We start from the raw sequence: 796 nt of genomic DNA on the forward strand, positions 1-796 counted from the left end.
GCGGGTGTCGACGAATCGGTTTTGGTGGCAAGGGGTTTCGCCTCTGGTGTGGGGGCCGTGGTGCGGGATCGGATCGGCGGTGTTCGTCCGCCGGGTGTGGATAGTGTGTGGGAGTCGCAGCCTGGGGTGGGGAATTGTTTGTGGGAGGCGTTGGCGCGGGCGGTTGGTGTCGATGTCACCGATCGGGATATGCATCGGGATTTCCGTGAGGGGGTAGTGCGGAAGATGCTGGCGAATCCGGATGCGTATCTGGGTGGGTTCATGGTTGCGGAGTCTTCGGTGGAGGTGCGCCGGACCGAGTTCGTGGAGCAGTTGACGGATTTGCTGGCGGAGGGGGCGTGGGACAATGATGCTGCTGATTCGTTGTTGCCGTCGGCGGCTGCTGCGTTGAAGTTGAATCTGGATGTGTATCACTCGGATGGTGGTGTGACGCATCTGCATTGCGGGCCTGCCGGGCAGCAGTTGAATACGTTCATGTTGAATCGTGCTGACGGCGGTGCGCATTATTGGGTGGCGTGCGCAGGCGTGGTGGCGGGGTGGTGGATACCGTGCACTTCGAGCATGTGCAGGGTGTTTTGCATGTCCGGGCGGAGCGTTCGACGCGGGGCGGTATGGATGTTCCCGGTGGTCAGGGCGCGCAGCAGAATGGCGACTCGATCCCCTTCGACTTCGGGGACAGCGACGTCACCTGGCTCGATGATGTGCACGCGGCCCTCGATGAGTCCGAAGGTGGCACGTCGGCATTTCTGGACGAAGATGACTTCGCCTGGCTGGACGCTTTGGTCCCGCCGGTAGG

Annotated in this window: 2 protein-coding genes; one reads left to right on the forward strand and one right to left on the reverse strand. The window is 62.3% G+C overall.

From position 1 onward, the window contains the following. Positions 1 to 504: hypothetical protein (locus NL1_RS38950; protein WP_218024374.1), on the reverse strand; the 504-nt coding region annotated here is incomplete at its 3' end. A gap of 32 nt (positions 505 to 536) precedes the next feature. On the opposite strand from NL1_RS38950, the gene NL1_RS07340 reads away from it, so the two are divergent. Continuing rightward, the coding region (locus NL1_RS07340; RefSeq protein ID WP_156094714.1) for a hypothetical protein at positions 537 to 796 on the forward strand (260 nt) is incomplete at its 3' end.

The sequence above is a fragment of the Nocardia lijiangensis NBRC 108240 genome, assembly GCF_001613045.1.
Lineage (GTDB): Bacteria > Actinomycetota > Actinomycetes > Mycobacteriales > Mycobacteriaceae > Nocardia > Nocardia lijiangensis.